Origin of the sequence: Mesorhizobium sp. C432A (assembly GCF_030323145.1) — a bacterium.
Lineage (GTDB): Bacteria > Pseudomonadota > Alphaproteobacteria > Rhizobiales > Rhizobiaceae > Mesorhizobium.
Genome location: NZ_CP100470.1, coordinates 5,864,622 through 5,890,345, shown reverse-complemented (window position 1 = coordinate 5,890,345; position 25,724 = coordinate 5,864,622). Strand labels below are relative to the sequence as shown.

Annotated in this window: 27 protein-coding genes; 12 read left to right on the top strand and 15 right to left on the bottom strand. The window is 64.3% G+C overall.

Annotated features, from left to right (window positions below; translation table 11 throughout):
- Positions 1-5 precede the first annotated feature (5 nt).
- Together nirD and NLY33_RS28885 are read left to right on the top strand one after the other, a co-directional pair.
- Positions 6-335 carry a nitrite reductase small subunit NirD gene (gene nirD, locus NLY33_RS28890; protein ID WP_023686954.1) on the top strand — a complete coding sequence of 110 codons (330 nt, stop codon included), beginning with the start codon at positions 6-8 and terminating at the stop codon, positions 333-335.
- A 3-nt stretch (positions 336-338) separates the two neighbouring features.
- Positions 339-3,176, top strand: a complete 2,838-nt coding sequence (locus NLY33_RS28885) for a nitrate reductase (protein WP_023708119.1) — start codon at positions 339-341, stop codon at positions 3,174-3,176.
- A gap of 130 nt (positions 3,177-3,306) precedes the next feature.
- Here the strand turns inward: NLY33_RS28885 and NLY33_RS28880 are convergent, their stop codons facing one another.
- Genes NLY33_RS28880 through NLY33_RS28860 form a run of 5 tightly spaced genes read right to left on the bottom strand, consistent with a single transcriptional unit; the run spans position 3,307 to position 8,030 of the window.
- A complete protein-coding gene (locus NLY33_RS28880; RefSeq protein ID WP_023704744.1) occupies positions 3,307-4,602 on the bottom strand; it encodes an NAD(P)/FAD-dependent oxidoreductase in 1,296 nt (431 codons plus the stop codon).
- Positions 4,599-5,582, bottom strand: a complete 984-nt coding sequence (locus NLY33_RS28875; protein WP_023749756.1) for a branched-chain amino acid ABC transporter permease — start codon at positions 5,580-5,582, stop codon at positions 4,599-4,601. Before NLY33_RS28875 ends, NLY33_RS28880 begins: the two co-directional genes overlap by 4 nt.
- The gene (locus NLY33_RS28870) at positions 5,579-6,487 is read right to left on the bottom strand and encodes a branched-chain amino acid ABC transporter permease (RefSeq protein WP_023704746.1); all 909 of its coding nucleotides are present in this window, start codon (positions 6,485-6,487) and stop codon (positions 5,579-5,581) included. The genes NLY33_RS28875 and NLY33_RS28870 overlap by 4 nt, the downstream gene beginning before the upstream one ends.
- Positions 6,484-7,233: a branched-chain amino acid ABC transporter ATP-binding protein gene (locus NLY33_RS28865; protein WP_023704747.1), complete on the bottom strand. Its 750-nt coding sequence runs from the start codon at positions 7,231-7,233 to the stop codon at positions 6,484-6,486. Before NLY33_RS28865 ends, NLY33_RS28870 begins: the two co-directional genes overlap by 4 nt.
- A complete protein-coding gene (locus NLY33_RS28860) occupies positions 7,230-8,030 on the bottom strand; it encodes an ABC transporter ATP-binding protein (protein WP_023704748.1) in 801 nt (266 codons plus the stop codon). The genes NLY33_RS28865 and NLY33_RS28860 overlap by 4 nt, the downstream gene beginning before the upstream one ends.
- Positions 8,031-8,153: 123 nt before the next feature.
- On the opposite strand from NLY33_RS28860, the gene NLY33_RS28855 reads away from it, so the two are divergent.
- Genes NLY33_RS28855 through NLY33_RS28830 form a run of 6 tightly spaced genes read left to right on the top strand, consistent with a single transcriptional unit; the run spans position 8,154 to position 12,492 of the window.
- Complete coding sequence (locus NLY33_RS28855) at positions 8,154-8,876, top strand: GntR family transcriptional regulator (RefSeq protein ID WP_023704749.1); 723 nt, start codon at positions 8,154-8,156, stop codon at positions 8,874-8,876.
- 1 nt (position 8,877) lies between these two features.
- Complete coding sequence (locus NLY33_RS28850; RefSeq protein WP_023704750.1) at positions 8,878-9,366, top strand: DUF3830 family protein; 489 nt, start codon at positions 8,878-8,880, stop codon at positions 9,364-9,366.
- Positions 9,367-9,720, top strand: a complete 354-nt coding sequence (locus NLY33_RS28845) for a TIGR04076 family protein (protein WP_023704751.1) — start codon at positions 9,367-9,369, stop codon at positions 9,718-9,720. It begins immediately after the preceding gene.
- The gene (locus tag NLY33_RS28840) at positions 9,717-10,772 is read left to right on the top strand and encodes an aldo/keto reductase (RefSeq protein WP_023704752.1); all 1,056 of its coding nucleotides are present in this window, start codon (positions 9,717-9,719) and stop codon (positions 10,770-10,772) included. The genes NLY33_RS28845 and NLY33_RS28840 overlap by 4 nt, the downstream gene beginning before the upstream one ends.
- Complete coding sequence (locus NLY33_RS28835; protein WP_023708120.1) at positions 10,769-11,197, top strand: hypothetical protein; 429 nt, start codon at positions 10,769-10,771, stop codon at positions 11,195-11,197. Before NLY33_RS28840 ends, NLY33_RS28835 begins: the two co-directional genes overlap by 4 nt.
- Positions 11,198-11,232: 35 nt before the next feature.
- Positions 11,233-12,492, top strand: a complete 1,260-nt coding sequence (locus NLY33_RS28830) for an ABC transporter substrate-binding protein (protein WP_023704754.1) — start codon at positions 11,233-11,235, stop codon at positions 12,490-12,492.
- 81 nt (positions 12,493-12,573) lie between these two features.
- Here the strand turns inward: NLY33_RS28830 and NLY33_RS28825 are convergent, their stop codons facing one another.
- Genes NLY33_RS28825 through NLY33_RS28800 form a run of 6 tightly spaced genes read right to left on the bottom strand, consistent with a single transcriptional unit; the run spans position 12,574 to position 17,388 of the window.
- Positions 12,574-13,596 carry a LacI family DNA-binding transcriptional regulator gene (locus tag NLY33_RS28825; RefSeq protein ID WP_023740577.1) on the bottom strand — a complete coding sequence of 341 codons (1,023 nt, stop codon included), beginning with the start codon at positions 13,594-13,596 and terminating at the stop codon, positions 12,574-12,576.
- Positions 13,590-14,381: a transporter substrate-binding domain-containing protein gene (locus NLY33_RS28820; protein WP_023704756.1), complete on the bottom strand. Its 792-nt coding sequence runs from the start codon at positions 14,379-14,381 to the stop codon at positions 13,590-13,592. The genes NLY33_RS28825 and NLY33_RS28820 overlap by 7 nt, the downstream gene beginning before the upstream one ends.
- An 11-nt stretch (positions 14,382-14,392) precedes the next feature.
- On the bottom strand, positions 14,393-15,319 hold the full coding sequence (locus NLY33_RS28815) for an isoaspartyl peptidase/L-asparaginase (RefSeq protein WP_023667864.1): 927 nt from the start codon (positions 15,317-15,319) through the stop codon (positions 14,393-14,395).
- A 2-nt stretch (positions 15,320-15,321) separates the two neighbouring features.
- Positions 15,322-16,056 (bottom strand): amino acid ABC transporter ATP-binding protein, encoded by a 735-nt coding sequence (locus NLY33_RS28810; RefSeq protein ID WP_023699816.1) that lies wholly within the window; start codon positions 16,054-16,056, stop codon positions 15,322-15,324.
- 1 nt (position 16,057) lies between these two features.
- Positions 16,058-16,717: an amino acid ABC transporter permease gene (locus tag NLY33_RS28805; protein ID WP_023708121.1), complete on the bottom strand. Its 660-nt coding sequence runs from the start codon at positions 16,715-16,717 to the stop codon at positions 16,058-16,060.
- Positions 16,717-17,388: an amino acid ABC transporter permease gene (locus NLY33_RS28800; protein ID WP_023695231.1), complete on the bottom strand. Its 672-nt coding sequence runs from the start codon at positions 17,386-17,388 to the stop codon at positions 16,717-16,719. Before NLY33_RS28800 ends, NLY33_RS28805 begins: the two co-directional genes overlap by 1 nt.
- Before the next feature lie 178 nt (positions 17,389-17,566).
- Here NLY33_RS28800 and NLY33_RS28795 point away from each other — a divergent pair, with 178 nt between their 5' ends.
- Complete coding sequence (locus NLY33_RS28795) at positions 17,567-17,743, top strand: hypothetical protein (protein ID WP_023692240.1); 177 nt, start codon at positions 17,567-17,569, stop codon at positions 17,741-17,743.
- Between the two features lie 12 nt (positions 17,744-17,755).
- Here NLY33_RS28795 and NLY33_RS28790 read toward each other — a convergent pair whose 3' ends face one another.
- The 4 genes from NLY33_RS28790 to NLY33_RS28775 form a co-directional block, all read right to left on the bottom strand.
- Complete coding sequence (locus NLY33_RS28790; protein ID WP_023704758.1) at positions 17,756-18,859, bottom strand: alcohol dehydrogenase family protein; 1,104 nt, start codon at positions 18,857-18,859, stop codon at positions 17,756-17,758.
- Positions 18,860-18,867: 8 nt separating this feature from the next.
- Complete coding sequence (locus NLY33_RS28785; RefSeq protein WP_023704759.1) at positions 18,868-20,247, bottom strand: aspartate aminotransferase family protein; 1,380 nt, start codon at positions 20,245-20,247, stop codon at positions 18,868-18,870.
- Positions 20,248-20,277: 30 nt separating this feature from the next.
- Entirely contained in the window at positions 20,278-21,771 is a 1,494-nt protein-coding gene (locus tag NLY33_RS28780; protein ID WP_023708122.1) for an NAD-dependent succinate-semialdehyde dehydrogenase, read from the bottom strand.
- A gap of 129 nt (positions 21,772-21,900) precedes the next feature.
- Positions 21,901-22,389, bottom strand: a complete 489-nt coding sequence (locus tag NLY33_RS28775; protein WP_023686966.1) for an Lrp/AsnC family transcriptional regulator — start codon at positions 22,387-22,389, stop codon at positions 21,901-21,903.
- Between the two features lie 82 nt (positions 22,390-22,471).
- On the opposite strand from NLY33_RS28775, the gene ehuR reads away from it, so the two are divergent.
- The 3 genes from ehuR (at position 22,472) to ehuB (ending at position 25,682) form a co-directional block, all read left to right on the top strand.
- Entirely contained in the window at positions 22,472-23,857 is a 1,386-nt protein-coding gene (ehuR, locus tag NLY33_RS28770) for a MocR-like ectoine utilization transcription factor EhuR (protein ID WP_023682676.1), read from the top strand.
- A 124-nt stretch (positions 23,858-23,981) separates the two neighbouring features.
- Entirely contained in the window at positions 23,982-24,767 is a 786-nt protein-coding gene (gene ehuA, locus NLY33_RS28765; RefSeq protein WP_023682675.1) for an ectoine/hydroxyectoine ABC transporter ATP-binding protein EhuA, read from the top strand.
- A gap of 63 nt (positions 24,768-24,830) precedes the next feature.
- Positions 24,831-25,682, top strand: a complete 852-nt coding sequence (gene ehuB / locus NLY33_RS28760; RefSeq protein WP_023704762.1) for an ectoine/hydroxyectoine ABC transporter substrate-binding protein EhuB — start codon at positions 24,831-24,833, stop codon at positions 25,680-25,682.
- The last annotated feature ends 42 nt before the right edge of the window (positions 25,683-25,724 follow it).

Below are 25,724 nucleotides of genomic sequence, written 5' to 3'. Positions count from 1 at the left end.
TCAAAATGGACTGGATATCGATCGGCTCACTCTCCGACATCCCGCGGCGTGGCGCGCGCTGCGTCGACACACCCGAGGGTAAGATCGCCGTCTTCCGCACGCAGGACGATCAGGTCTACGCCATCGACGATCATTGCCCGCACAGAGGTGGGCCGCTGAGCCAAGGCATCGTCCACGGCACCGCCGTCACCTGTCCCTTGCACAATTGGGTCATCTCGCTGGAGACGGGCAAGGCGCTCGGCGCCGACGAGGGCGCCGTGCGCACCATTCCTGTGCGGATCGAGGGCGAGCTCCTGTTCATTGCGCTGAAAGCGCTGGCCAGCCGCGCGGCCTGAAGCATGGAACTGGGCGAAGCGCGCGAGGTGAGGACCACCTGCCCCTATTGCGGGGTGGGTTGCGGCGTGCTGGCGAAAGTCGCCGCGAACGGTGAAGTCAGCGTCCGCGGCGACCCCGACCATCCAGCGAACTTCGGCCGGCTCTGCTCCAAGGGCTCGGCCCTGGCCGAAACCATCGACCTCGACGGCAGGCTGCTCTACCCCGAAGTCCACGGTCGCCGTGCCGGCTGGGACGAGGCGCTCGACCGCGTCGCTTCGACCTTTTCGCAAACCATCGCCGAGCACGGTCCTGACTCCGTCGCCTTCTATGTCTCCGGCCAGTTGCTGACCGAAGACTACTATGTCGCCAACAAGCTGATGAAGGGCTTCATCGGCTCGGCCAACATCGACACCAATTCGCGGCTATGCATGGCCTCCTCGGTTGCCGGCCACCGCCGCGCCTTCGGCTCCGACACCGTGCCCGGCACCTACGAGGATCTCGAGCTCGCCGACCTGATCGTGCTGGTCGGCTCCAATCTCGCCTGGTGCCATCCCGTGCTCTTCCAGCGCATCGCGGCGGCCCGGGAAAAACGACCGGAGATGAAGGTCGTGCTGGTCGACCCGCGCCGCACCATGACCGCTGATATCGCCGACATTCACCTGGCGATCGCGCCGGATGGCGACGTTGCTTTGTTCACCGGCCTGCTCGCCTGGCTCGGCCGGCACAACGCACTCGACCGTGGCTATGTGACCGCACACACGACCGGCTTCGGCCAAGCTCTCTTCGCCGCATCGGCGCTCGACCTTGCCGGCATCGCCGCCGCCACCGGCCTGAGCGAGGACGAGCTCACCCGCTTCTACAACCTGTTCGCCGCGACTGCGAAAACCGTCACGGTCTACAGCCAGGGAGTGAACCAGTCGTCTTCGGGCACCGACAAGGTCAACGCCATCATCAACTGCCATCTCGCCACCGGCCGCATCGGCAAACCTGGGGCAGGGCCGTTTTCAGTGACCGGCCAGCCCAACGCCATGGGCGGCCGCGAGGTCGGCGGCATGGCCAATATGCTGGCCGCCCATATGGAGATCGAAAACCCCGAGCACCGCGACCGCGTGCAGCGTTTCTGGAATGCGCCGGCCGTCGCCCAAAAGCCCGGTCTGAAGGCGGTCGAGATGTTTCAGGCGGTGGCCGACGGGCGCATCAAGGCGCTGTGGATCATGGCCACCAACCCGGTCGATTCGATGCCGGATGCCGATGCCGTCGAGGCAGCGATCAAGGCCTGCCCGTTTGTCGCGGTTTCGGATGTGCTGGCGAGCACGGACACCGTGCGCCACGGCCATGTGCGGCTGCCCGCCGCCGCATGGGGCGAGAAGGACGGCACCGTGACCAATTCAGAGCGCCGCATCTCGCGCCAGCGCAGCTTTCTTGCGGTGCCTGGTGAGGCGCGGCCGGATTGGTTGATCGTCGCCGAGGTGGGCAAGCGGATGGGGTTTGACGAGGCGTTTTCCTATTCGTCGCCAGCGGAAATCTTCGCCGAACACGCCGCGCTGTCGGGGTTCGAGAATGACGGCGCACGGGATTTCGATTTTGGTGGTTATGCTGGTGTTGATAAGGAGGCCTATGCAGCGCTTGAGCCTTTCCAATGGCCGGCGCCGAGCCCAGCCATCCCCCTCTGGCCTGCCGGCCATCTCCCCCGCAAGGGGGGAGATCAGCCGTCGCCTCGGCCTTCGCCAATTACCAACGATGCAGAAGATATGCCGGCGTCAAAGCTGCCAATCTCCCCCCTTGCGGGGGAGATGTCCGGCAGGACAGAGGGGGGTGTTCAAGCGGGACTTGACCCTTCCAACACCCGCTTCTTCGCCAACGGCAATTTCTACAATCCCGACCGCAAGGCCCGCTTCATCGCCATTCGTCCCAACGTCGAGACACGCACCAGCCCGGACTATCCGCTGATCCTCAACACCGGCCGCGTTCGCGACCATTGGCACACAATGACCCGCACCGGCAAAAGCCCACGTCTCTCCCAGCACATGGCCGAGCCCTTCGTCGAGATCCACCCGGCGGATGCCACGCATCACGGCATTGGCGACGCCGACATCGTGCGCGTCTCCAGCCCGCGCGGCGATGTGCTGGTGCGCGCGCTGGTGACGGCACGCCAGCGCCAGGGGAGCGTGTTTGCGCCGATGCACTGGACTGACCAGTTTTCGGCAAAAGGCCGGCTCGACACGCTGACCGCGCCTCTGACCGATCCGGTTTCCGGTCAGCCTGCGCTGAAACATGTCGGCGCCCGCATCGAGAAGTTCGCCGCGAGAGCCTTCGGCTTCGCCGTGGTGCGCCGCAAGCCGGTGGCGGTCGCAGCAGATTACTGGGCCGTGGCCAAATGCAAGGGCGGCTGGCGGGTGGAGCTTGCCTTTGCTGACGACGACATCGACTGGGCTGGTTTTGCTGGTTCGCTTTTCGATGTTCCCGTAGCCGATACGCTCGCTTATCACGACCGCGATACCGGCCAGCATCGTATTGCTGCCTTCGACGACCAGCACCTCGCCGGGGCTTTGTTTATCGCGTCGGGACCGGTGGCGGTTTCGCGGGGTTGGGCGGCACAGCAACTCCAGGAGGTTCACACCAGCCAGCGCGAACGCTTCAGGATCGTCGCCGGTCGCGCCGGCGCCGATCGGCCCGATGCGGGCGCGACCGTCTGCTCCTGTTTCAGCGTCGGGGTCAACCAGATCGCGGCGGCAGTGGCAGCCGGGTGCGCGACAGTCGAAGCCATAGGCGGCGCCCTGAAGGCCGGCACCAATTGCGGCTCCTGCCGGTCCGAGATCCGGGCGGTCATCCAGGCCAATCGGGTTCAGGCTGCGGAGTAGATGCGGCTGGATGGGGAGGGGATCTGACTATATCCTCTTGGGCCACCACGGTCATCGATTGCGGAAGGTGTGGCGGTCCTTTTCGGGTCGCTGTGAGTGCGCCGGCAGGAGGATCACCTGGCTTGGCTGTCTAATCCAGCCGGTCGCGCAGGATGCTCCAGGGGAGCAGCATATTCGGTGCATAGCGCACGAGGTTGTGCAGCGGGATCGGCGCTGGCGGTGCGAAGGGGAGCGGCAGATATCGGGCGTCCGTTCCGCTCGCCCAGTCCGCCAGCACTTTGCCCATTACCGTGGTCATGGCGATGCCGCGGCCGTTGCAGGCGAAGCCGGCGATCAGGCCCGGGCCGAGGTCGATGAGGCGCGGCAGGAAATCCGGCACCACCGCCGCCACGCCTGTCCAGCTGTAGGCAAGCGGCGGCAGGTCAGGCAAATCGAGATGCCTGGCGAGCCGTCGCCAGATCGTTTGCGGCATGCGCGTCTCAGCGCCGGCTCCGACGACATGCATGCCGCCGCTGATCAGCCGGTTCTGGCCATCGAAGCGGCACGTGAACAGGTTGCGCCTGGTGTCGCCGACGCCCTGGCCGCCGGGCAGCAGGCGCGCGCGTATGGCCCGCGACAGCGGCGCAGTGGCGATCTGGAAGACTTTCAGCGGGATATAGGTCCGCGCCAGTGTCCGGTTCAGTGCCCCGCCATAGGCGTTGGTGGCGATCACCACCTTGCCCGCACGCACGGCGCCGGATGCGGTCGTCAAGGTCCAGCCATCCGCAGCGCGGTCGATGGAAGCGACGCGCGTCTGCTCGAAGATCTGCGCGCCGGCTTTTTCGGCGGCATCGGCCAGGCCGCGCGCATACTCGACCGGATTGAGGACGCCGCCCGAGTTATCCATCCAACCGCCGGCGTAGCCGCCGATACCGGTGAGCGTCGTGACCGCCTTGGCATCGAGCGTTACGGTCGGCCTGCCCCGCGCCGCCCATTGCTCGGCGCGCGATCGCGTCTTTTCCAGCGCGGCGGACGAATGCGCCGGCTGGATCCAACCATTCTGCACAGCGTCGCATTCGATGCCATGCCGCTTGATCAGGCCGAAGACGAGGTCAGCGCTTCCCGCGGCGAAATCGATCAGCCTCCCGCCGCGCTCGGGTCCGAGTTCGGTGATGATGTCGTCTGGATCCCGCTTGGCAAAGTTCGGAACGACGAAGCCGGCATTCCGGCCGGTCGCACCCCAGGCAATGAATTCGGCTTCGAGGACCGCGACCGAAAGCCCCTTCTCGGCGGCATGCAATGCCGTCGACAGGCCGGAAAAGCCGCCGCCAACGATTGCGAGATCGACGTCGAGCCCGCCTTGCAGCGTGCCCCGGTCGCAGCGGTTGCGGCTGACGGCATGCCAGAGTGAAACGCCATGCACGTCTTGCCGGATCATGGCATTCATGGTCCGGCCTCGTTCTCGCTGGCCGCCGCCTTTTTCTGTTTGCCGGGCTTCGGCCGGCGCGGCCGATCGCCGAACAATCCGTTCGGCCGGATCAGCAGGATGACGCACAGCATGACGCCGATGGCGACGATCTGCAGCGAGGCCGCGCGTGCTTGCTGCTCGGGCGCAAACAGCACGCTGGTCAGCGTGCCCGACCCCGCCCATATCGCCCAGACCAGGATGCTGCCGGCAATGGCGCCGGCATTGCTGCCCGAGCCGCCGACGATCAGCATCACCCAGACCTGGAAGGTCAGGATCGGCAGGTAATTGTCCGGCGCGATGAAGCCGGTGAAATGCGCCTGCAAAGCGCCGGCCAGCGCCATGATGGCGCCGCCGACGGCAAAGGCCTGGACGCGGTAGAAGCGCGCGCTCTTGCCTAGCGAAATCGCCGCTCGCCCGTCCTCGCGCAGCGCCTTGAGCACGCGGCCCCACGGACTGCGTGACAGGTGCTCCAGAGCGAGATAGGCCATCAGCGTCACAGCCGAAACGACCGCAAGGTTCGACAGGTTGAACAGCAGTGGTGTCTCGGCAAGGCTGCCGAACGGACGCGGAATGAAGCCGATGCCGAACGGGCCGCCCGTGAGTTTCTGCGCGTTGAGCGCGACCAGCTGCACGACGACGGCGACGCCGAAGGTGGTGATCGCCAGGTAGTCTGATCGCAGACGCAGCGTGGCCATGCCGGTAAGTGCTGCGGCGATACCGCCGACGATCATGGCGCCCGCCCAGCCGGCCAGGATCGGCAGACCGAAGCCGCCGAAGCGCGCGGCATCGTCCGGGGTCGTCAGCAGCGCTGATGTATAGGCGCCGATGGCGACGAATCCGGCAAGGCCGACATTGAAAAGGCCAGTCAGCCCCCACTGCAGATTGAGCCCCAGCGTGACCAGCGAAAAGATCAGCGCGGTGGTCAGGAAGAAGGCGCCGTAGCCGAGCAGGTCCATCAGCGTTCCCTCACACCAAACAGGCCGATCGGCCGCACGAACAGCACCGCCATCAGGATGATGAAGGAGATTGCGGCGCGCCATTCGGCGCCGATCAGCTGCACTGCGCCGGCTTCGGCGAGGCCGATGATCAGGCCGCCGAGCACGGCGCCTGGAATGCTGCCTATGCCGCCGAGAATGGCGGCGGCGAACATCGGCAGCAGCATGTCGAAGCCCATGAACGGACGGATCTGCACCAGAATGCCGATCATCACGCCGGCGACACAGGCCAGCGCCCCGCCGATGATCCAGGTGACGCGCACCACGGAGGCAACATCGATGCCGACGATGCGGGCCAGGGCCGCATTTTGGCTCAGCGCCTGCATGGAGCGGCCGGTCTGCGTGCGTGTCATCAACAGATGCACGCCGAGCACCAGCACTGCGGTCAGCAGCAGCAGCGCGATCTGATCGGGCGTGATGCGGATGCCGAAGCCGACCGGCATGGCGATCTGGATCGCCCGGCTGAAATAGGTCGGGCGTGAGCTGAAGGTGAATTCGAGCAGGCTGCGCAGCGCCATCGAGGCGCCGAAGCTCGCCATCACCACGATGATGGCTCGCCCCTGCGAGCGCAGTCGCGAAAACAGCACCTTGTCGAGCAACAACGCCAGCAGGGCGGTGAAAGCCATGCCGACAACCAGCGCAACCAGCAGCGGCCAGCCGAAGGACAGCGGACCAATGGGCGCCACCTTGCCGAACATCGCGCCGATGGCGCTGACGACGGCGAGCGTCGCATAGGTGCCCCAGGCCATGAAGTCGCCATGGGCGAAGTTCGAGAAGCGCAGGATCGAGTAGGTCAGCGTCACGCCGATGGCGCCAAGGCCGATCATCGAGCCGGTCAGCAGCCCATCGACGACAAATTGCAGGCTCATGCCGCGCCTCCCTTGCCGACGGGGGACGGGCGTTGGCCGAGATAGAGTTCGGCGACGACAGGATCGTTCCACAGTTCGGAAGCAACGCCCTCGTGCCGGTCCTTGCCTTCGACCAGCACATAGGCGCGGTCGCCGATGGCAAGCGCTGCCTTGGCGTTCTGTTCGACCAGCAGGATGGTGACGCCGGACTTGCGGATGCCGGCCAGCATCTCGAACACCGTCGATACGAATTTCGGCGACAGGCCGGCCGACGGTTCGTCGAGTACCAGCACCTTGGGATGGACGATCAGGGCGCGCGCGACGGCAAGCATCTGCCGCTGTCCGCCCGACAGATTGCCGGCGGCGGTGCGGCGCTGGCGGACGAGGTCGGGGAAGGCCGCATACATTTCCTCGATGCGGGCAGGGATTTCGCGTCGCTCGAGGATGCCGCAGGCGACCTTCAGATTGTCCTCGACCGACATCAGCGGGAAGATGTTCTCCGTCTGCGGTACGAAGGCCAGGCCGAGCCGAACCATGGTGTGTGCGGGAGCGGCGGTGATGTCCTTGCCGTCCAGAAATACGGTGCCGCCGGTGATCGGGACAAGGCCGGCGATCGCCTTGATGAAGCTCGACTTGCCGGCGCCGTTGGGACCGAGCACGACGACGATCTCGCCCTTGCCGACGGTGATCGAGGCGCCGCGCACGATCGGCACGCCAGGCTCGTAGCCCGCTTCGAGATCGCGCACGTCGAGGACCGTCTCATTCATGCTGGGCCTCCGAGATAGGCCTCGATGACGCGCGGGTCGCGGGCGACCTCTTCCGCAGTGCCTTCGCTGAGCAACTGTCCGCTCGCCATGACCAGCACGCGGTGGCAGAGCCGCGTCACCATGTCGATATTGTGCTCGATCAGCAGAAAGGTGATGCCGTGCGCGTTGATGTCGCGGATGCGGTCGATGATGATCTCGAGCAGCGTCGCGTTGACGCCGGCGGCCGGTTCGTCGAGCAGGATGATCGCCGGATCGGCCATCATGACGCGGGCGAGTTCGAGCAGCTTGCGTTGACCGCCGGAAAGCACGCGCGCCGGTTCGTGCGCCAGCCGAGCGAGCGAGACGAGCTCCAGCAGCTCGAGTGCCTTTGCCCTGGCTGCTCTTTCCTGTGCCGCCACTCGCCACGGCGTGACGAAGTTGGCGAGCAATTTTTCGCCGGCTTGGCCCTGCGCCGCCAGCATGATGTTTTCGATCAGCGTCAGATTGGGCAGGGGGCGCGGGATCTGGAAGGTGCGGCCAAGACCACGGCCGATACGCAGATGAGCGGCTTCGCCGGAGACGCGCGTGCCACTGAGCAGGATATCGCCGCTGGTCGGCAATATGCTGCCGGCGAGCAGGTCGAACATGGTAGTCTTGCCGGCGCCATTGGGTCCGATCAGGCCGAGGATTTCGCCCGCTTTGACATCAAACGAGACATTGTCGACGGCGACAAGGCCGCCAAAACGCCTGATGACGTTTCGTGCCGTCAGAACCGGCGGACGGGTCTCCTGCCCTTGGCGCTGCGCTGCATCGCTCATCAAACCCTCTGGCCGAAGACGATCGTTGTCGCCTCCTGATTGTTGATTTGTGATCACACTTGCTTTGATCACGCTATTCGGCTTTAATTTCGTTCGCAAGCCGAAAAAGGGGCAATGCCGGTAATGCAGAAGGCTGCCATCGAAAAGAACAACGAGACGATCGCAGCCCAGCTTACGCCGGTCGGCCGCGAGACCGTGCAGGATCGCGTCTATTCCGAGCTGCGCCGTGCTCTGATCGGTGGCCTTTTCGAGCCGAACCAGGTGCTGACCATCCGCGGTCTTGCCGATGCGCTGGTCACCTCGACCATGCCGGTACGCGAAGCGCTCGGCCGGCTGATCACGGAAAAGGCGCTGGAGGCGCTGCCCAACCGTTCCGTGCGCGTGCCGCCGATCACGCTGGAGCGCATCGACGACCTCCTGCGTGCCCGCTCACTCATCGAAGGCGAAGCGATCGCGCTTGCCGCCAGGCGCATGAGCCCGCGCCAGATCGCATCGATCGAAGCCATGCTGGGCGAGTGGGACGAGATGCGGGCCCTGAAGCACAAGAAGGATATCGATCGCGAAGCGACGCTCAACCAGAGCTTCCATTTTGAGATCTACCGCTGCTGCGGCTCGGCTGTGCTGATCCCGATGATCGAAAGCCTCTGGCTTCAATCGGGACCCTGCATCCGCGTCGCCATCTATGCCTTCTCCGAGGCAGGCGAGGTTGATACCGCCCACTATCATCGTCGAATTGTCGCGGCACTTGCCAAACAGGATGCGCAAGCGGCGCGCGAGGCGCTGGTAGCCGACATCAGCCGCCCCTTCGCCTTCCTGCGCGACAAACTTCAATCGGCGAAGGGCTGACATGACCAAGCCCGCCATCGGCATCACAGAACCACGCTCGAAGCTTTCCGTGACGGCGCTGCTATTGCCCGAAAAGGCGCCGGAGAATGCCGCCTTCCTGCTGGCGTATCTGGCGCAGCCACGCATCATCCCAGGCATCCATGCGATGTGGACAGGACCGGAAATCTCGTGCCCGGTTCCGTCAGCCGATCTCCACGGCCAGGCCTATGCCCAGCCTTTGCCACCGGAGAATGCAACGCTGACGCCGCAGCCCGGCGATATCGTGCTGTCCTATGTGCCGCCACGCGTGTGGGGCGGCAATCCCAATGCCATCTTCGATATCGGCCTGTACTACGGGCAGGGGGCGCGGCTGCTGTTCCCGATCGGCTGGCTGGCCGGCAGCGTGGTCGCGCACGTGCTTGCCGGAGAGCGCGATCAGTTTGCCGCCGCCTGCGGCGTCATCCGCCGCAACGGCGCCTGTGACATCACCTTCAGCCTGGTGGAGGCCTGAATGGCCGACGACAGTTTCGAACTCTTCGATCTGCGCGTCGAAGCGGTCATCCCCGAGGGCAAGCCGGTCTATTGCGGCGCCAGGGCCGGCGACTATTTCGAACTCAAGGGCGAAATGCTGTCGCTGCCGGCGGGGCAGGGTTTTTCGATTTATTCGATCTCCGCCGTGTTGCCGCTCCTGGCGGCAAAGCAGCGCCCGACGCATGCAAATGACTGGATGACCTCGGATGCCGAGGTCGCCTGTCCCGATCCCAATTGCGCCAGCCGGCTCCGCATTGTCAGGCTTGCCAAGCGGCGGTTCAGCCATGCCGAAACCACGGCCGTGCCGCTGCCGAAGGAGACCGACAAAAGATGAGCGCCAGGACCATCGAACTCAGCCCCGGCTATACGATCTCGCGCGTCATCCGCGGCGGCTGGCAGCTCGCCGGTGGCCATGGCGCCGTCGACCGCAGCCAGGCGGTGACCGACCTCATCGCCACTTTCGATGCCGGCATCTGGACCTATGACTGCGCCGACATCTACACCGGCGTCGAGGAACTGATCGGCGCCGCGCGCCTGCGGCTGGCGCGCGATCGCGGTCTCGATGTCGCGGCCAGGATGAAGGTGCACACCAAGCTGGTGCCGGACCTCGAACGACTGGCAAGCATCAGCCGCGACTACATCAGGGGCATCGTCGATCAGTCGCTTCGCAGGCTGAAGACGGAGCGGATCGATCTCGTGCAGTTTCACTGGTGGGATTATGACCAGCCTCGTTACGTCGAGGCGATGGGTTGGCTCGACGAGCTTCGGCTGGAAGGCAAGGTGCGCAATCTCGGCACCACCAATTTCGATACGCCGAGGCTAGCCGAAATCCTCTCCTCGGGCATCCCGCTGGTCAGCCAGCAACTGCAATATTCAGTGCTCGACCAGCGGCCGGCAAACAGCCTTGCGGGCCTTGCCGCTAAGAACGGTGTCCGCTTCCTCTGCTACGGCTCGGTGGCGGGCGGCTTCCTCAGCGACAAATGGCTTGGCGTGGCCGAGCCCTCCACGCCGCTCGAAAACCGCTCGCTGGTCAAATACAAGCTGATCATCGACGACTTCGGCGGCTGGGAGCTGTTCCAGTCTCTGCTCAAGGCGCTGAAAGCGGTCGGCGATCGCCACGGCGTCGACATCGCCACCATCGCCTCGGCATGGGTGCTCGAGCAGCCGCAGGTCGCGGCCGTCATTGTGGGTGCGCGCAACCAGGCACATGCGCTGGCCAATACGAAAATCATGGACGTCGCGCTCGACGCCGACGATCGCGCGCGGATTGCTGCCGCCATCGCACAAGGCACCGGCCTCGCGGGCGATGTCTACGCGCTGGAGCGCGACCGTCATGGCCGCCACGGCTCGATCATGCATTACAACCTCAATGCGGGGAAGAAATGAGCGGAGAGCCTTCCCTTTTTTCGCGTGCCAGCGCTGAAATCATCGACCTGCATCGCTTCTTCGTCGACTGGTTTGTCGCCGCGCGAGCCGACGCTGTGGAGTTCGGCCGCTTCGATGCCGTCATGGGCGAAGGCCTCACCATGGTCGCGCCGAATGGCCAGATCCTCGATCGCGACGCGGTCGTAGATCATGTCCGGACAAGCCGCGCCACTTGCGACGACGGTTTTGCCATATCGATCGAGGACATCAGGCCGGGTTGGCAGGACGCGGACACGATCGTCGTCTTCTACGTCGAGGCGCAACTGCGCGCCGGCAAGCATAGCCGCCGGCAGTCCAGTGCGGTCTTCACCACCAGTTCATCGGCACCAAACGGCGTCGAATGGCGGCATCTGCATGAGACCTGGCTGCACGCGCCGGAAGGCTGAACAGGCAAAGTTCAAACAAGAAAAGGGGAACGGCAATGAAGAAGACGATACTTCAAATCACCACAGCACTGGCTCTCGTGACGATGGCCGGCGCCGCACACGCAGCGGACTGCAAGATCACCGTCGGCCTGGTCATGGAGCTCACCGGTCCGGCCGGCGAATACGGCCAGGCCGGCGCGAAGTCCGTCGAAATGGCCTTCCGCGACATCAATGAAGCCGGTGGCGTACGCGGCTGCGATCTCGCAACCGACACGCGCGACAGCCAGAGCCAGGGCAATATCGCGGTCGATGCCGCGACCCAGCTGGTACAGGTCAAGAAGGTGCCGGTGATCATCGGCGGCATCATCTCCTCCGTGTCGATCCCGATTTTGACCTCGGTCACCGGGCCGGCCAAGATCGTGCAGGTGTCGCCGGCTTCGTCCTCGCCTACGCTGACCGCCCTTGGCCGCGACGGCAAGACCAACGGCATCTTCTTCCGCACCATCACGTCGGATGCGCTGCAAGGCGTGGCCGCCGCCAAATACGCCATCGACAAGGGCTTCAAGAAACTGTCGATCATCCATGTCAACAACGACTTCGGCGTCAACATGGTGGCCGAATTCTCGCGCGCCTACAAAGCGCTCGGCGGCACCATCGTCTCCGACACGCCCTATAATGAAAAGCAGTCGAGCTATGCTTCGGAAGTGACGGCGGCGATGGGAGGCGAGCCGGACGGACTCTACCTCGTCAGCACGCCGGTCGACGGCGCAACGGTCGCCCGCACCTGGATATCGCAGGGCGGCGTGCAGAAATTCCTGCTCAATGACGGGATGAACAGCCCGGACTTCATCGAATCCGTCGGCGCCGACTATCTCAAGGATGCCTATGGCACCTCTTCCGGCACCAGCCCGACGGCCTCCACCGACTACTTCCTGAAAAACTACAAGGAGTTTTCGGGTATCGAGCCGTCGAACCCGGCAGCCGACCGTTCCTATGATGCCGGCGCCATTGTCGGCCTCGCCATTGCCATTGCCGGCTCCGAGGATCCAGCCAAGATCAAGGATGCCATGTACAAGGCGGTCGATCCGGCCGGCACACCGATCTTTGCAGGCAAGGACGAATTCGCCAAGGCGCTCGGCCTGATCAAGGATGGCAAGCCGATCCGCTATGAAGGCGTCATCGGTCCGGTCAGCTTCGACAAATATGGCGACATCACCGGCCCGTTCCGGTTGTGGAAGATCGTCGACGGCAAGGTGACGACCGACGGTGAAATGACAACCGACGACGTCAACGCGCTGCAGGCGAAATTGCAGTAGGCGCTGGTACATTGTCCGGCGCGATCTCCGTTCGATCTCTGGGAGATCGACGCCGGACAAGCAGTCCAACATCGGCGCTAGTTACGCGGTCAAGCGCGAAATCAGCCGGGTCAATATAACGACAGGCGGCTGGCCGGGCATGAAGACCTGCGGATTGGAGAGGGCGCCAACGATATGACCCACATAGTCTGATTTGTCGTAGCCGATTGACGATATCGGGTAGGCGTAGAAATTGGTCAGGGACACATTGTCGAAGCCATAGAGGCGGAAGCGGCTGGGCCGGTTGTCGGGGAAATCCGCCCGGCAGACATCCAGAACACCCATGGCCATCGCGTCGGACGTACAAAAGACCGCATCTGGACAGCCGCGTTCCGTCAGGCCGACTGCCGCCGCATGACCCGACTCGTAGGAATAGTCTCCCTGGATCGTCTGCAGCAGTTCAATTCCATGATGCCGGAACGCTCCGAGGTAGTGGCCGATGCGCAGCTGTTCGACGCGCGAGGACGAACGGCCGGTCAGCAGGCTGGCCGTGCGCACGCGCTTGGCCGCCGCATCCGCCACGGCCTCGGCGATGCCGACGCCTTCATCGGGAATGACGGTGGGTGACAGATCGTCATGCAGTCCGTTCAGCATGATGACCAGGTCCGAGCGAAACATGCGCCGCACCGTCGCTGCATCGGCAAAGTCGGAGAACACCACGGCGGCATCGACATGATAGGCAACGCCGTTGCGCAGAAAATCCTCGACCCCTTCCGCCGAGCCGATGCGGATGAGGATGACCTGCTTGCCGATCGACTGGATTGCGTCGAGCAGCCGGTCGAACAGGTCGAGATCTGAAAGGTCGTGAATGTGGTTGACCACGACGGCAACCAGATTGACGGTCTTGGTGGTCAGGCTTTGCGCCAGGAGATTGGGTTTGTAGCCGAGCTGCGCGGCGGCCTGCACGACACGTTCGCGTTTGTCCGCCGAGACCGGTCGCGGTCCGCTCGACAGCGCACGGCTGGCCGCGGCACGCGACACGCCTGCCAGCCGCGCGACATCGGCGATCGTTGCGACGGCGCCTCGAGTGTGCGCCGATCGGTTACCGGTAGTGGGTGTCACCACAGCGGGTTGAGCGCCGGCGGGTTGGAGTCCGGCCCCCACCACTTCTTGTAGGTCGTCTCATAGGTGCCCGACTGGATGAAGTCGGACACGAACATGTCGAGCCAGCGGACGAATTCGGGATCGCCCTTGGCGACCGCGATGCCGATCGGATCGTTGGAATAGAGGCCAGGCAGCGTCACCAGGCTCGGTGTCTTGGTCGCGAGGTAATCGAGCAGCGAGGAATCCTCGATCGCCGCATCGACGCGCTTCTGTTGCAGCTGCAGAACCCCGTCGGGCGCGAACTGGTCGACATAGACGAGCTCTGCTTCCGGCACGGCCGCCTTGAGGAAGGTTTCGCCCGTGGTGCCGCGGCCGACGACAACCTTCTTGCCGGCGAGCCCCTTGAGGTCGGTTATCCCGGCATCCTTCTGGACGATGACGCGCAGCCCGGCCCGGTTGTAGGGGATGGTGAAGTTGACGGTCTTGGCCCGCTCGAGCGTTGCCGAGGTGTTTGCGACCGCGACATCGATCTGTCCCGACACCAGCATGGAAATACGGGCATCGCCCGAGACGTCGACGAACTCGACCGGCACCCCGAGCTTTTGCGCCAGCAGCGTCGCGACATCGACATCGTAGCCGACAGGGTTGTTTTGTGCATCGCGAAAGCCGATCGGCTCGCCGCCGAGCGATACGCCGATGCGAATGGTGCCGCGTGAGCGGATGTCGTCAATCATGCCGGCAAGGGCCGGAAAAGCCGAACCGGCCACGATGGCCAGCGCGGCGAAGGCACGCACTACGGTTTTCATGGTTCCTCTCCTTATTTTCTAGTGACACGTTTTGCTGCCCGCAATTCGGGTGCGGGCATGGAATCCTTCCAGAGCCAGTAGCGGACCTCGCCCTCGCATCTGAAATTCACCACCTCGTGGTTCTGCTCGGCGTCGACGGCGTGGATGACCACTCCGGCCAGGAAGCCGGTGTCGAGTTCAGCCAGTTCCTCGACCGCCAGCGCGACCGCATCCGACAGGGATCGGCCAAGCTTCATGGCCAGCACGACGGTCCGTGCGGTGGCGCAGCGCATCGTCATCTCGCCGGTATGGGTGCACGCCGCCGCGCCATAGCGGCTGTCGGCGTAAAAGCCTGCGCCGGGAATGGGAGAATCGCCGAGCCGGCCCGGATATTTCCACGCCCAGCCCGAGGTCGAACTCGCGGCATGGACGCCGCGCCGCGCATCCGCCGACAGGAACACGGTGGTGTCGCGGACCCGCTCGGGATCGGTGATAGTACGGCTGAGCGGCGCCAGATCGATATCGGGGAATTTCGCCAGCTGTTGCGGTGTGAGTTCCTGTTGCAGCCGCTCCCACCAGACGCGCTTGCTGTCCTCGAACAAGACTTCGTCTTCGGCAAAACCGATTTCGCTGGCAAAGCGCCGCGCCCCTTCGCCGGTCAGCATCACATGCGGCAGGCGCTTCATTACCTGCTGCGCCAGGGCAGCGACCGCCAAGGTCCTTGGCACGGCGCCGACTGAACCGACCTCTCTTGTATTGCCGTCCATGACGCCGGCGTCGAACTCCATCTCGCCCAGCATGTTCGGCCAGCCGCCATAACCGACGCTGCGAACCTTGACCTCTTTCTCCACCATGCCGATGCCGGCAACCATCGCGTCCAGGCTGACGGCGCCATCGCGCAGCATTTGCACCGAGGTTTCGAATCCCGGCCATGCTTCGTTGTTGGCTAACAGCAGCATTCCTAGTCCTTGCGCATCTTGGAGAGAAACTGCGCAACCCGCGGCTGCGCCCGGCCGCCGTCCGCGGCGAAGAAACGATCCGTTGGCAGATCGACCACCAGCCTGCCCTTGTCGAGGAAGACGATGCGGTTGGAAATCTCGCGCGCGAATTCGATCTCGTGGGTGACGAACAGCATCGTCGTGCCTTGCGCGGCGAGCTTTGCCAGGATGGCCAGCACCTCGGAAGTCATTTCCGGGTCGAGCGCGCTGGTCACTTCATCGAGCAGCAGATAGCGCGGCTGCATGGCGAGCGCCCGGCAGATGCCGACACGCTGGCGCTGCCCGCCCGACAACTGCGCCGGGTAGGCGTTGGCCCGATCGGCGAGGCCGACGGACTCGAGCAGCTTGCGCGCCAGCGCCTCGGCCTCAGGGCGCGGCATCTTCAGCACCTCGATCGGGGCGAGCGTAATGTTCTGAAGCGCGCTCATATGCGGATAGAGGTTGAACAGCTGGAAGACGGTGCCTGAGCGCTTGCGCGCCTCGGCCAGCTCCTTCGGCTTGCTGACATCGAAATCGTCGACCGTGATGCGGCCCGACTTCAGCTTTTCGAGGCCGTTGATGCAACGGATCAGTGTCGACTTGCCGGACCCCGACGACCCGAGGATCGAGACCACTTCGCCGGGCGCGATCGTCAGGTCGACGCCGTCCAGCACAGTGACCTCGCCGAACGCTTTGTGCACGTTTTCGATCTTGAGCATGTTAAAGCCCCCGCCAGGCGCTGTGCGCCCGCAGGCGGTTTTCAAGACGCTCGCCAAGCAGGGCGACCAGCTTTGCCGCGCCATAGTAGAGCAGCCCGACGACGGTCCAGACCACGAACGGCTTCAAGGTTCGCATGTTGAGGATGTGGCCAATCTTGGTCAGGTCGACGACGCCGATGACAGAAATCAGCGACGTCACCTGAAGCTGGTTGACCAGCAGCGCGACGAGCGGGCCGACCGCGAAGGCGGCAGCCTGGGGCGAAACGATATGGCGCAGGACCTGCCACCGGGTCAGGCCGAAGACACGCGCGGCCTCGACCTGCTCGCGTTCGATCGACTCGATCGCCGAGACCGCGATGACATAGACGAATGCCGCGGTGTTCGCCGACAGAGTGATGGTCGCTGCGGTGACCGGCGTCACCCTTATATGCAACAGCGCCGGCAGGCCGAAGAACACCAGGAACAGCTGCACCAACACCGGCGAGTTCTTCAACAGCTCCGACAGGAAGGTGACGACCTGGGCCAGAACCGGCACACGGTAGAACCGCACCAGCGCCCAGCTCAGGCCAATCAGAGAGGTGACGAGAAACAGCGCGACGTTGGTGCCGAGACCTTGCGCCAGCAGGATCAGGTCGTAGGAGGTGAAATCGCTGAACCGCATCAGCCGACCGCCTCCATCATGTCCCGATTGAGATGGCGGTGGAGCAGGGTGACGCCCAGCGAAACCAGATAAGTCAGGGCCGCATAGGCACAGAGCAGCACCACATAGACCTCGAAGGGCCGATAGGTCTGCGAGACCACGATCTGGGCTGAGCCGGTGAGCTCGTTGAGCGTGATGGTCGAGAGGATCGAGGACGTAAGGATCATGTTGATGAGCACGGATCCGAGCGGTCGCACGGAGGTGCGCAGCGCAATCGGCAGCACGATGCGGGTAAAGATCTTGCGCCTGGACAGGCCGCTCACTTCAGCGGCGTCGATGATGCCCTGGTCGATGGCGAGGATGCCGGCTCGAATGATGTCGGAGGCATAGGCGCCGCCGGCAATGGAAAGCGCCACGACGCCGGTGGTGAAGGCGTCGATGTAAATGCCGAGCTCGGGCAGGCCGTAATAGAAGAAGAACAGCTGGACGATGAACGGCACATTGCGGAAGAGATCGACGTAGACGAAGGCGATCCGTCGAAGCAGTGCCGAGGCGGAGGTGCGTGCGATCGCCACCAACGCGCCCATGACGACGCTTCCCACCAGCGACAGCGCGCAAGCCGCCGCCGTAAGTTCGGCGCCGCGCGCCAGAAAACCCAGATGCGGGAGCAGAATGGACAGATCGAAATGCACCGGCGATCCCCAGTGAAACCGGTTTCACTCTTTTGGCTTTCGCCTCGTCTGTCAAGATGCAGGGTCTGGTTGCCGGCCTGTGGCTTGCATTCGTTGCGATGATTCCGGTTCGCCTCATGCGCGCTATGTCTCAAGCGCCGGCAATTCGCCGCCGGCTTTCAGCTCGAGGACGCCGCCTATGCCAGCCGCGCGTCGCCGCAATCCCTCGGCCATGGCGGCTGGGGGCGGCGCCCTCGATTTTGCCGATCCCGGCGCCGGTGTCGGATTCGGCTACGTCACCAACCGCATGCTGGGTTTCGACGACGTCGATCCACGCCGCAAGGTGTTGATTGATGCCGTTTACGACGCGCTCTGACGTTGGGAGCCGTTATGCGCGGATGTTCCACATGGCGTCCGGCACAACCACCAGCTTGCCGACGAAATCCTTGGCGATGAAGTCGGCCTGCGCCTTGTGGAAATCGGACAGTTTGTAGACACCGCCGACCAGCGGCCGGATTTTCTTCGCTTCGATGTATCCAACGATGCGGCGGAAGTCGGCGCGCGTCCCCTGGCTCGATCCGTGCAGTTGCAGCTGCTTCAGATACATGGTCCGGAGATCGAGCTGCACAACCGGACCGGCAATCGCGCCGGCGGTGGTGTAGCGGCCTTCGGGCCTCAGGATGCGCAAGAGGTCGTTGAAGATCGCGCCGCCGACGAGATCGGCGACCACATCGATCGGCTGGCCGCCAGTGGCTTCATTCACGGCGGCGGGAAGATCGGCAACCCCACGGGTAATAACCGCTTCGGCGCCGATGTCGCGCACCGCCTGCTCCTTGCCCTTGCCGACGACGGCGTAGGGAATGGCGCCGCGCGCCCGCGCCAGCTGCACGATGCCGGAACCGACGCCGCCTGAGGCGCCCGTGACCAGCACGCGCTCGCCGGCTTTCAGCCCGGCGCGTTCCAGCATCTGCTCGCCGGTGAGGTAGGCGCAGCAGAAAGTGGCGAGTTCGATGTCGCTCATCCCGGTGTCGACGACATGAGCGTTCTCGGCCGGCACTGTCTGGTACTCGGCATACCCGCCATCGCGACCGTGGCCCATATAGTCGATGTCGGCGAGGGAATCGTCGTCGCGGTTGTAGATCGAAAAATCGACCATTACCCGTTCGCCGATACGGCCCGGGGAAACGCCTTCGCCGACGGCAGCGATGGTGCCGACCGTGTCGGTGCCCTGGATGCGCGGGAAGGTAAGCGTGTTGCCTTGCCGCCGCCACGTCGACACGGCGGCAGCGTCCTCCTCCGTGCCATAGGCGCCCTGGCGTACCCAGACATCGGTGTTGTTCATACCGCAAGCGCTGACCTTAACCAGCACCTCGCCGGCGGCAGGCACAGGCACTTTCACATCGCTGCGATAGACGAGCTTTTCCGGTCCGCCATGCCCGGTGAGCAGCACGGCGGCCATGGTGGCGGGGAGGGTCTTGGTGATGGCATTCATGGTCGATCTCAGAGATTGGAAAACACGCTGTTGACGGCATCGGCGGTTTTCGAAACGACGATGTCGGCTTCCTCACGCGTCAGGCAGAGCGGCGGCGCGAAGCCTAGTATGTCGCCCTGCGGCATGGCGCGGCCGATGACGCCGCTGGCGGCAAGTGCTGTCGCCACTTGGGGCCCGATCTTGAGCGAGGCGTCGAAGAACACCCGGTCGTCCTTGTCGGCGACAAATTCGACTGCCGCCAGCATGCCATCGCCGCGCACGTCGCCGACATGTCTGTGACCGCCGACGGCCTTGGCCAGTTCGGCGCGGAAATAGGCGCCCGTCTCATCGGCGTTTGTCACCAGGTCCATCTCGTCGATCAGTTCGAGATTGGCGACACCTGCGGCGACGCAGATCGGATGCGCCGCATAAGTCCAGCCATGGCCGAGCGAACCGAGCTTGTCGGAGCCCTGCACCAGCACCTGCCACATCTTGTCGGCGACGATGACGCCCGACAGCGGCGCATAGGCCGAGGTCAGCCCCTTGGCGATGGTGATGAGGTCTGGCTTGATGCCGTAATGGTCGGAGCCGAACATGGTGCCCAGACGGCCGAAGCCCGTCACCACCTCGTCGGCGACCAGCAGCACGTCATACTTCTTCAGCACCGCCTGGATCTTCTCCCAGTAGCCGGCCGGCGGCGGCACGATGCCGCCAGTGCCGAGAATCGGCTCGCCGATGAAAGCGGCGACGGTTTCGGGACCTTCTGCCAGGATCATCTCCTCAAGCTTGTCGGCGCAATGCTGCGAGAACTGCTCCTCGCTCATCGAGCGGTCGGCGCGGCGGAAATAATAGGGCGCCTCGGTGTGCAGGACCGGTGCGCGCGGCAGGTCGAAGGCATTGTGGAACAGGTCGAGCCCGGTCAGTGATCCCGTCATCACGCCCGAGCCGTGATAGCCGCGCCAGCGCGAGATGATCTTCTTCTTCTCCGGCCGGCCCAGCACATTGTTGTAGTACCAGATCAGCTTGATGTTGGTTTCGTTAGCGTCGGAACCGGAGAGGCCGAAATAGACCCTCGACATGCCCTTCGGCGCGCGGTCGATGATCATCTTGGCCAGCGTGATCGACGCCTCGGTGCCGTGGCCGACATAGGCGTGATAGTAGGCGAGGTTCTTCGCCTGGGTGGCGATGGCGTCAGCGATCTTCTGGCGGCCATAGCCGACATTGACGCAATAGAGCCCGGCAAAGGCATCGATACTCTTCTTGCCATTGTTGTCCCAGACGGTGACGCCTTCACCGCCGGCCATGATACGCGTGGGCGATTCTCCGCGTGCGTGTGTGCCCATATGGGTCGAGGGATGGAAGAAATGGTCGCGATCCCAAGCGTTGAGTTCGTTGGATTGGTCGAGCATTTTTGACTCCTTGAGAAATCCGGGTGAGGCCTAAGCCACATCTAAACAGAGATATTTGAGATCGGTGAAAGCTTCGAGCCCGTGGCGCGAGCCTTCGCGCCCGATGCCGGACTGCTTGACGCCGCCGAAGGGGATCGGCGCGCCGGTGATCTTGACGCGGTTGATGGCGACCATGCCGTAGTCGAGCGCGCGGCCCAGGCGCTGCTGGCGGGCGCCGTTCTCGGTAACGACATAGGCGACGAGGCCGTATTCGGTGGCGTTGGCGCGGGCGGTCACTTCGTCCTCACTGTCGAACGGCGTGACGGCGGCGACCGGCCCGAAAGTCTCCTCGCGCATGATCAGCGCCTCATCAGTGACATCGACCAGCAACGTCGGCTGATAGAACAGCGGCCCGGCCTGATGTCGCTTGCCGCCGGTGAGGCAGCGCGCGCCATGGGCGACGGCATCGGCGACCTGTTCCTCGACCTTGGTCACGGCGCGCTCATGCATCAGCGGTCCGATATCGATCTTTTCGACAAGCCCATTGCCGGTCCGCAGCGCCTCGATGCGCTCGGCAAAGGCGGCGCAGAAGCGATCGTAGATCGGGCGCTGGACATAGATGCGGTTGGCGGCAAGGCAGTCCTGGCCTGACGTTGCAAACTTGGCATCGATGGCAATGCTCACTGCGTTGTCGACATCGGCGTCGGCAAAGACGATCAGCGGCGCATGGCCGCCAAGCTCCATCACCAGCCGCTTCATCGTCGGAGCACACTGTGCGGCGATCAACCGGCCGATCTCCGTCGAGCCGGTAAAACTCATGGCGCGGACGCGCGGGTCTTCGCACATGCGCCCGACGATCGTCGCTGCCTTGCCGGTGATGACGTTGAAGACACCGGCGGGCAGGCCGGCGCGCTCGCCGAGTTCAGCCAGCGCCAGCGCCGACAGCGGCGTCTCCGAGGACGGGTGTGCGACGATGGTGCAGCCGGCGGCGAGTGCGGCGGCCGCCTTGCGGGTCAGCATCGCCGCCGGAAAATTCCAGGGCGTGACGACGCCGACAACGCCGAGCGGCTCGCGCCTCACCATCATCTCGGCATTCGGCAGATGGCTGGTGACGCTCTCGGCGTTGAGGCGCTTTGCCTCTTCGGCATACCATTCGACGAAAGAGGCGGCATAGTCGATTTCGCCGAGCGATTCCTGCAGCGGCTTGCCTTGTTCCAAAGTCATCAGCAGGGCAAGGTCGTCTTTCGCCGCGATGATCAGCTCGAACCATTTTCGCAGAATTCTCGACCGCTCCTGCGGCAGCAGTGACCGCCAAGCCGGGAAGGCACGCGCGGCGGCACCGATTGCCCTTGTCGTTTGCTGCGCATCGAGCGCGGCGACAAACGCGACCGTCGCGCCTGTGGCCGGATCGGTGACTTCAAAGCTTTCGGCCGCTTCGCTCGCGGTCCAATGCCCATCGACATAGGCAAGCTCGCGCAGCAGCCGGCGGTCGGAGAGGCGGTCGAGCGCCTCATGGCGATGCGAGCGGGCAAAATGCGCGGACATGGTCGAGGCCTCCCGGTTCGGACGATGCGGGAAGACTATCCGTCACATGCAGACAGAGAGACTGTTTCGACGCCCTGAAGGAGAGAGACTCTCTCTATTGTGCCGTCCCGACAGACATTCTCTCCGGGCTTATGCCGACGCCGGCAGCAGGTCGGCTATCGGCAGCACGATTTCGTCCTTCACCGTCTTGGTGACGATGTAGGTGAAGTAGCGGTCGATGCCGATCTCGCGCTCCAGCAGGTCGTCGACCAGCCGCTGATAGGCGTCGATGTCGCGCGTCATCACCTTGACCACATAGTCGACGCCGCCGCCCACCGACCAGCAGGCGACGATTTCGGGGATGTCGCGGATGACGCGTTCGAAGCGGTCGAAATCGGCCTGGCGATGGCTGGCCAGCGTCACCTCCATCAACACGGTGGCGACCGGCGCCACCACGCGCATGGCGATCCTGGCGTGGTAGCCCGAGACGATGCCTGCCTTCTCCAGCTTGCGCAGCCGCATCCAGCACGGCGTCGGCGACAGCCCGACCTGTTCGGCCAGCGCCAGCTTGGTGATGCGCCCGTCGCGCTGGATGGCGTCGAGTATCCTGAGGTCGACCGCGTCGAGTTTCGATGTCATCGGCGTCCGCTTTTTGTCGGCATCACCATGACGGCGCATTATTTCGATTGTCAATTGCACTGATTTCGATCTCTATTAAGTCATGACATCATGGCAACCCGACCCTGCGCTCATCCGCCGGCCAGCCTATCAAACGCTGGCCGACCAGTTCGCCCGCGCCATTCATGACGGGCGGCTGGCCAACGGCGCGCGGCTTCCAACGCATCGAAGGCTGGCAGACGATTTAAAACTGTCGGTGCAGACGGTCAGCCGCGCCTACGAAGAACTGATCCGGCGCGGCCTGATTTCGGGCGAGATCGGCCGTGGCAGCTTTGTCCAGACGCAGCGCCGCGACCCGGAGCCGCCCTATCTGCCGGAGCGCCTCGGCGAGGTCATCGATCTGTCAATCCTGAAGCCGGTCTGCGAGCCGATGCATTTGGAGCGGCTGAAGCAGGCGCTGGGCTGGCTGGCCGAAAACCTGCCATCCAGTTCGGCGTTGTCGTTCCGGCCCAACATGGTGTTCCCGCGTCACCGCGCGGTGGCTGTCGAATGGCTGAAACTGTGTGGGCTCGACACCTCCGCACAGAATATCAGCCTGACCAATGGCGCGACCGCCGGGATGACCGTGGCGCTGATGAGCGTTGCGCCGCCGGGATCGACTGTCGCCACCGAGGCCATCGGCCACCACACGCTGGTGCCGCTGGCGCGCTATCTCGGCTTCAACCTGGAAGGCCTGCCGATCGACGGCAATGGCCTGATCCCGGAGGCGTTGGACGAGGTCTGCCGGCTCACCGACATTCGCGCGGTATTCGTGCAACCGTCGGTGATCAACCCGACGGCGACGCTGATGGACGCTCGGCGGCGCGAAGAGATCGCCGCGGTCGCGCGCAAGCACGACATCGCCATCATCGAGAACGATGTGCTGGGTCCGCTGATCGAGGACCGGCCGCCGCCGGTCGCCGCCTTTGCGCCGGAGCGCACGCTCTACGTCACTTCCTTCACCAAGATCACCGTACCTGGCCTGCGCATCGGCTATCTCGCGGCGCCCGACCGCTACGTCGCCGCCGTTGCCAACCGGCATCTGGTGTCGAACTGGATGGCGACGCCGCTGGTGGCCGAGATCGCCACCAAATGGGTGACCGACGGCACGGCGATGGAACTCGTTCGCTGGCAGCGCGCGGCATTGCGCCGCCGCCAGGACATCGCAGCCGAGGTGCTGGGCGGGGTTGGTTATCGCGCCAGGCGCGACGGGCTGCATGTCTGGTTGCAACTGCCCGCGGACCGTGCCGAGGAAAGCTTCGTCGCCCAGGCCCGCCTGCAAGGCGTGGCGATCGCGCCCGGCACCTCCTTCCGCATCTCGGATGCGCCCTGGCATCCGGCGGTGCGCATCTCGCTCGGCTCGACCACCGAGGGGGAACTGCGCGCCGGCCTCGGCGTTGTCACCAAGTTGCTGCTTGGCGATCCGGAGCATCTGCTGCTCGCAATCTAAGCGGGAATTGCTCTGGAATCATGCAGTGCCGGAAATATTGTCATGATTTTATTTTCCCAATTGACATGATTTGGCGCGTTCCGCATCGTTAAGGGCACAGGCTTCTCCAGCAGGGGAAATTCATTTGTCCTCACCCATCATCAAGGTCGACGCCATTTCGAAGAGCTTCGGCTCGTTCAAGGTACTGGACGGCCTGTCGATGCAGGTCATGCCCGGCGAGAAGCTGGCGCTGATCGGCCCGTCCGGCTCGGGCAAGACGACGATCCTGCGAATCCTGATGACGCTGGAGAAGATCGACGGCGGCCATATCCAGATCGATGGCGAGCAGCTCTATCACATGGAGCGCAACGGCCAGCTGCTGCCCGCCGACGAGCGGCACCTGACCAAGATGCGGCAGAAGATCGGCATGGTCTTCCAGCTGTTCAATCTGTTTCCGCACAAATGCGTCATGGATAACGTCACGCTGGCGCCGATGCTGACCAAGGGCACGCCTCGCGCCGCCGCTGAAAAGCGGGCCATGGAACTGCTCGACATGGTCGGCATGGCCGACAAGGCGAAGTCGATGCCGGCGCAGCTGTCCGGCGGCCAGAAGCAGCGCGTGGCGATTGCCCGTGCGCTGGCATTGTCGCCGAAGATCATGCTGTTCGACGAGGTGACGTCGGCCCTCGATCCGGAGCTGGTCGAGGAGGTGATGAATGTCATGCGCAAGCTCGCCGCAGAGACCGACATGACCATGCTGCTGGTCACCCACGAGATGGGCTTTGCCCACGACTTCGCCGACCGCGTGCTGTTCTTCGACCGCGGCAAGATCGTCGAAGAGGGCAAACCAGACGAGATTTTCCGCCATCCAAAGCAGGAGCGCACGCAAGGCTTCCTGAAGAAGATCATCGCAGCCGGACATCGTGTCTGACCGCTTTGCGGGGCGGAAGACCGCCCCAGACAAAACCAAGAAGACAACAAGGAGTTGGGAACAATGAAGAAACTTGGCATTCTGGCCGGCGTCGCCGGTCTCGCACTGACGGCGGTGCTCGCCGCGTCGAGCACCGGTTCGGCCGATGACAGCAAGCTCGAGCAATTGAAGGCGCAGGGCTTTGCCCGCGTCGCGATCGCCAACGAGCCGCCCTATACGGCGGTCGCCGCCGACGGCAAAGTTTCGGGTGCGGCGCCCGACGTGGCGCGCGAGGTCTTCAAGCGTCTCGGTGTTGCCGACATCGTCGCTTCGATCTCCGAATATGGCGCGATGATCCCCGGCCTGCAGGCCGGCCGCTTCGACGTCGTCACCGCCGGCCTGTTCATGAAGCCGGAGCGTTGCGCGGCGGTCGTCTATTCCGAGCCGGTGCTGTGCGACGCCGAGGCGATGCTGGTGAAGAAGGGCAATCCGAAGGGCTTCAAGAGCTACGAGGACGTCGCCAAGGACACGTCAGCCACCATTGGCGCGCCCGGTGGCGGCACGGAGGAGAAGCTGGCGCTCAACGCCGGCGTGCCGCGCGAGCGCGTCATCGTCGTGCCGGACGGCCAGAGCGGCCTGAAGATGCTGCAGGACGGTCGCATCGATGCCTATTCGCTTCCCGTCCTGTCGATCAACGACCTCGTCAAGAAAGCCAACGATCCGAACCTCGAAGTCATCGCCCCGGTGGTCGGCGCGCCGGTCTATTGCGACGGCGCCGCCTTCAAGAAAGGCGATGAGGCCCTGCGCGACGCCTTCGATGTCGAGCTCGCCAAGCTGAAGAAATCCGGCGAGTTCGCCAAGATCGTCGAGCCCTACGGCTTCTCGGCCGCAGCCGCGATGTCGACCACGCGGGACAAGCTCTGCGCGGCGAAGTGATTTTTCCTTCTCCCCGTTCAACGGGGAGAAGGTGGCCCGAAG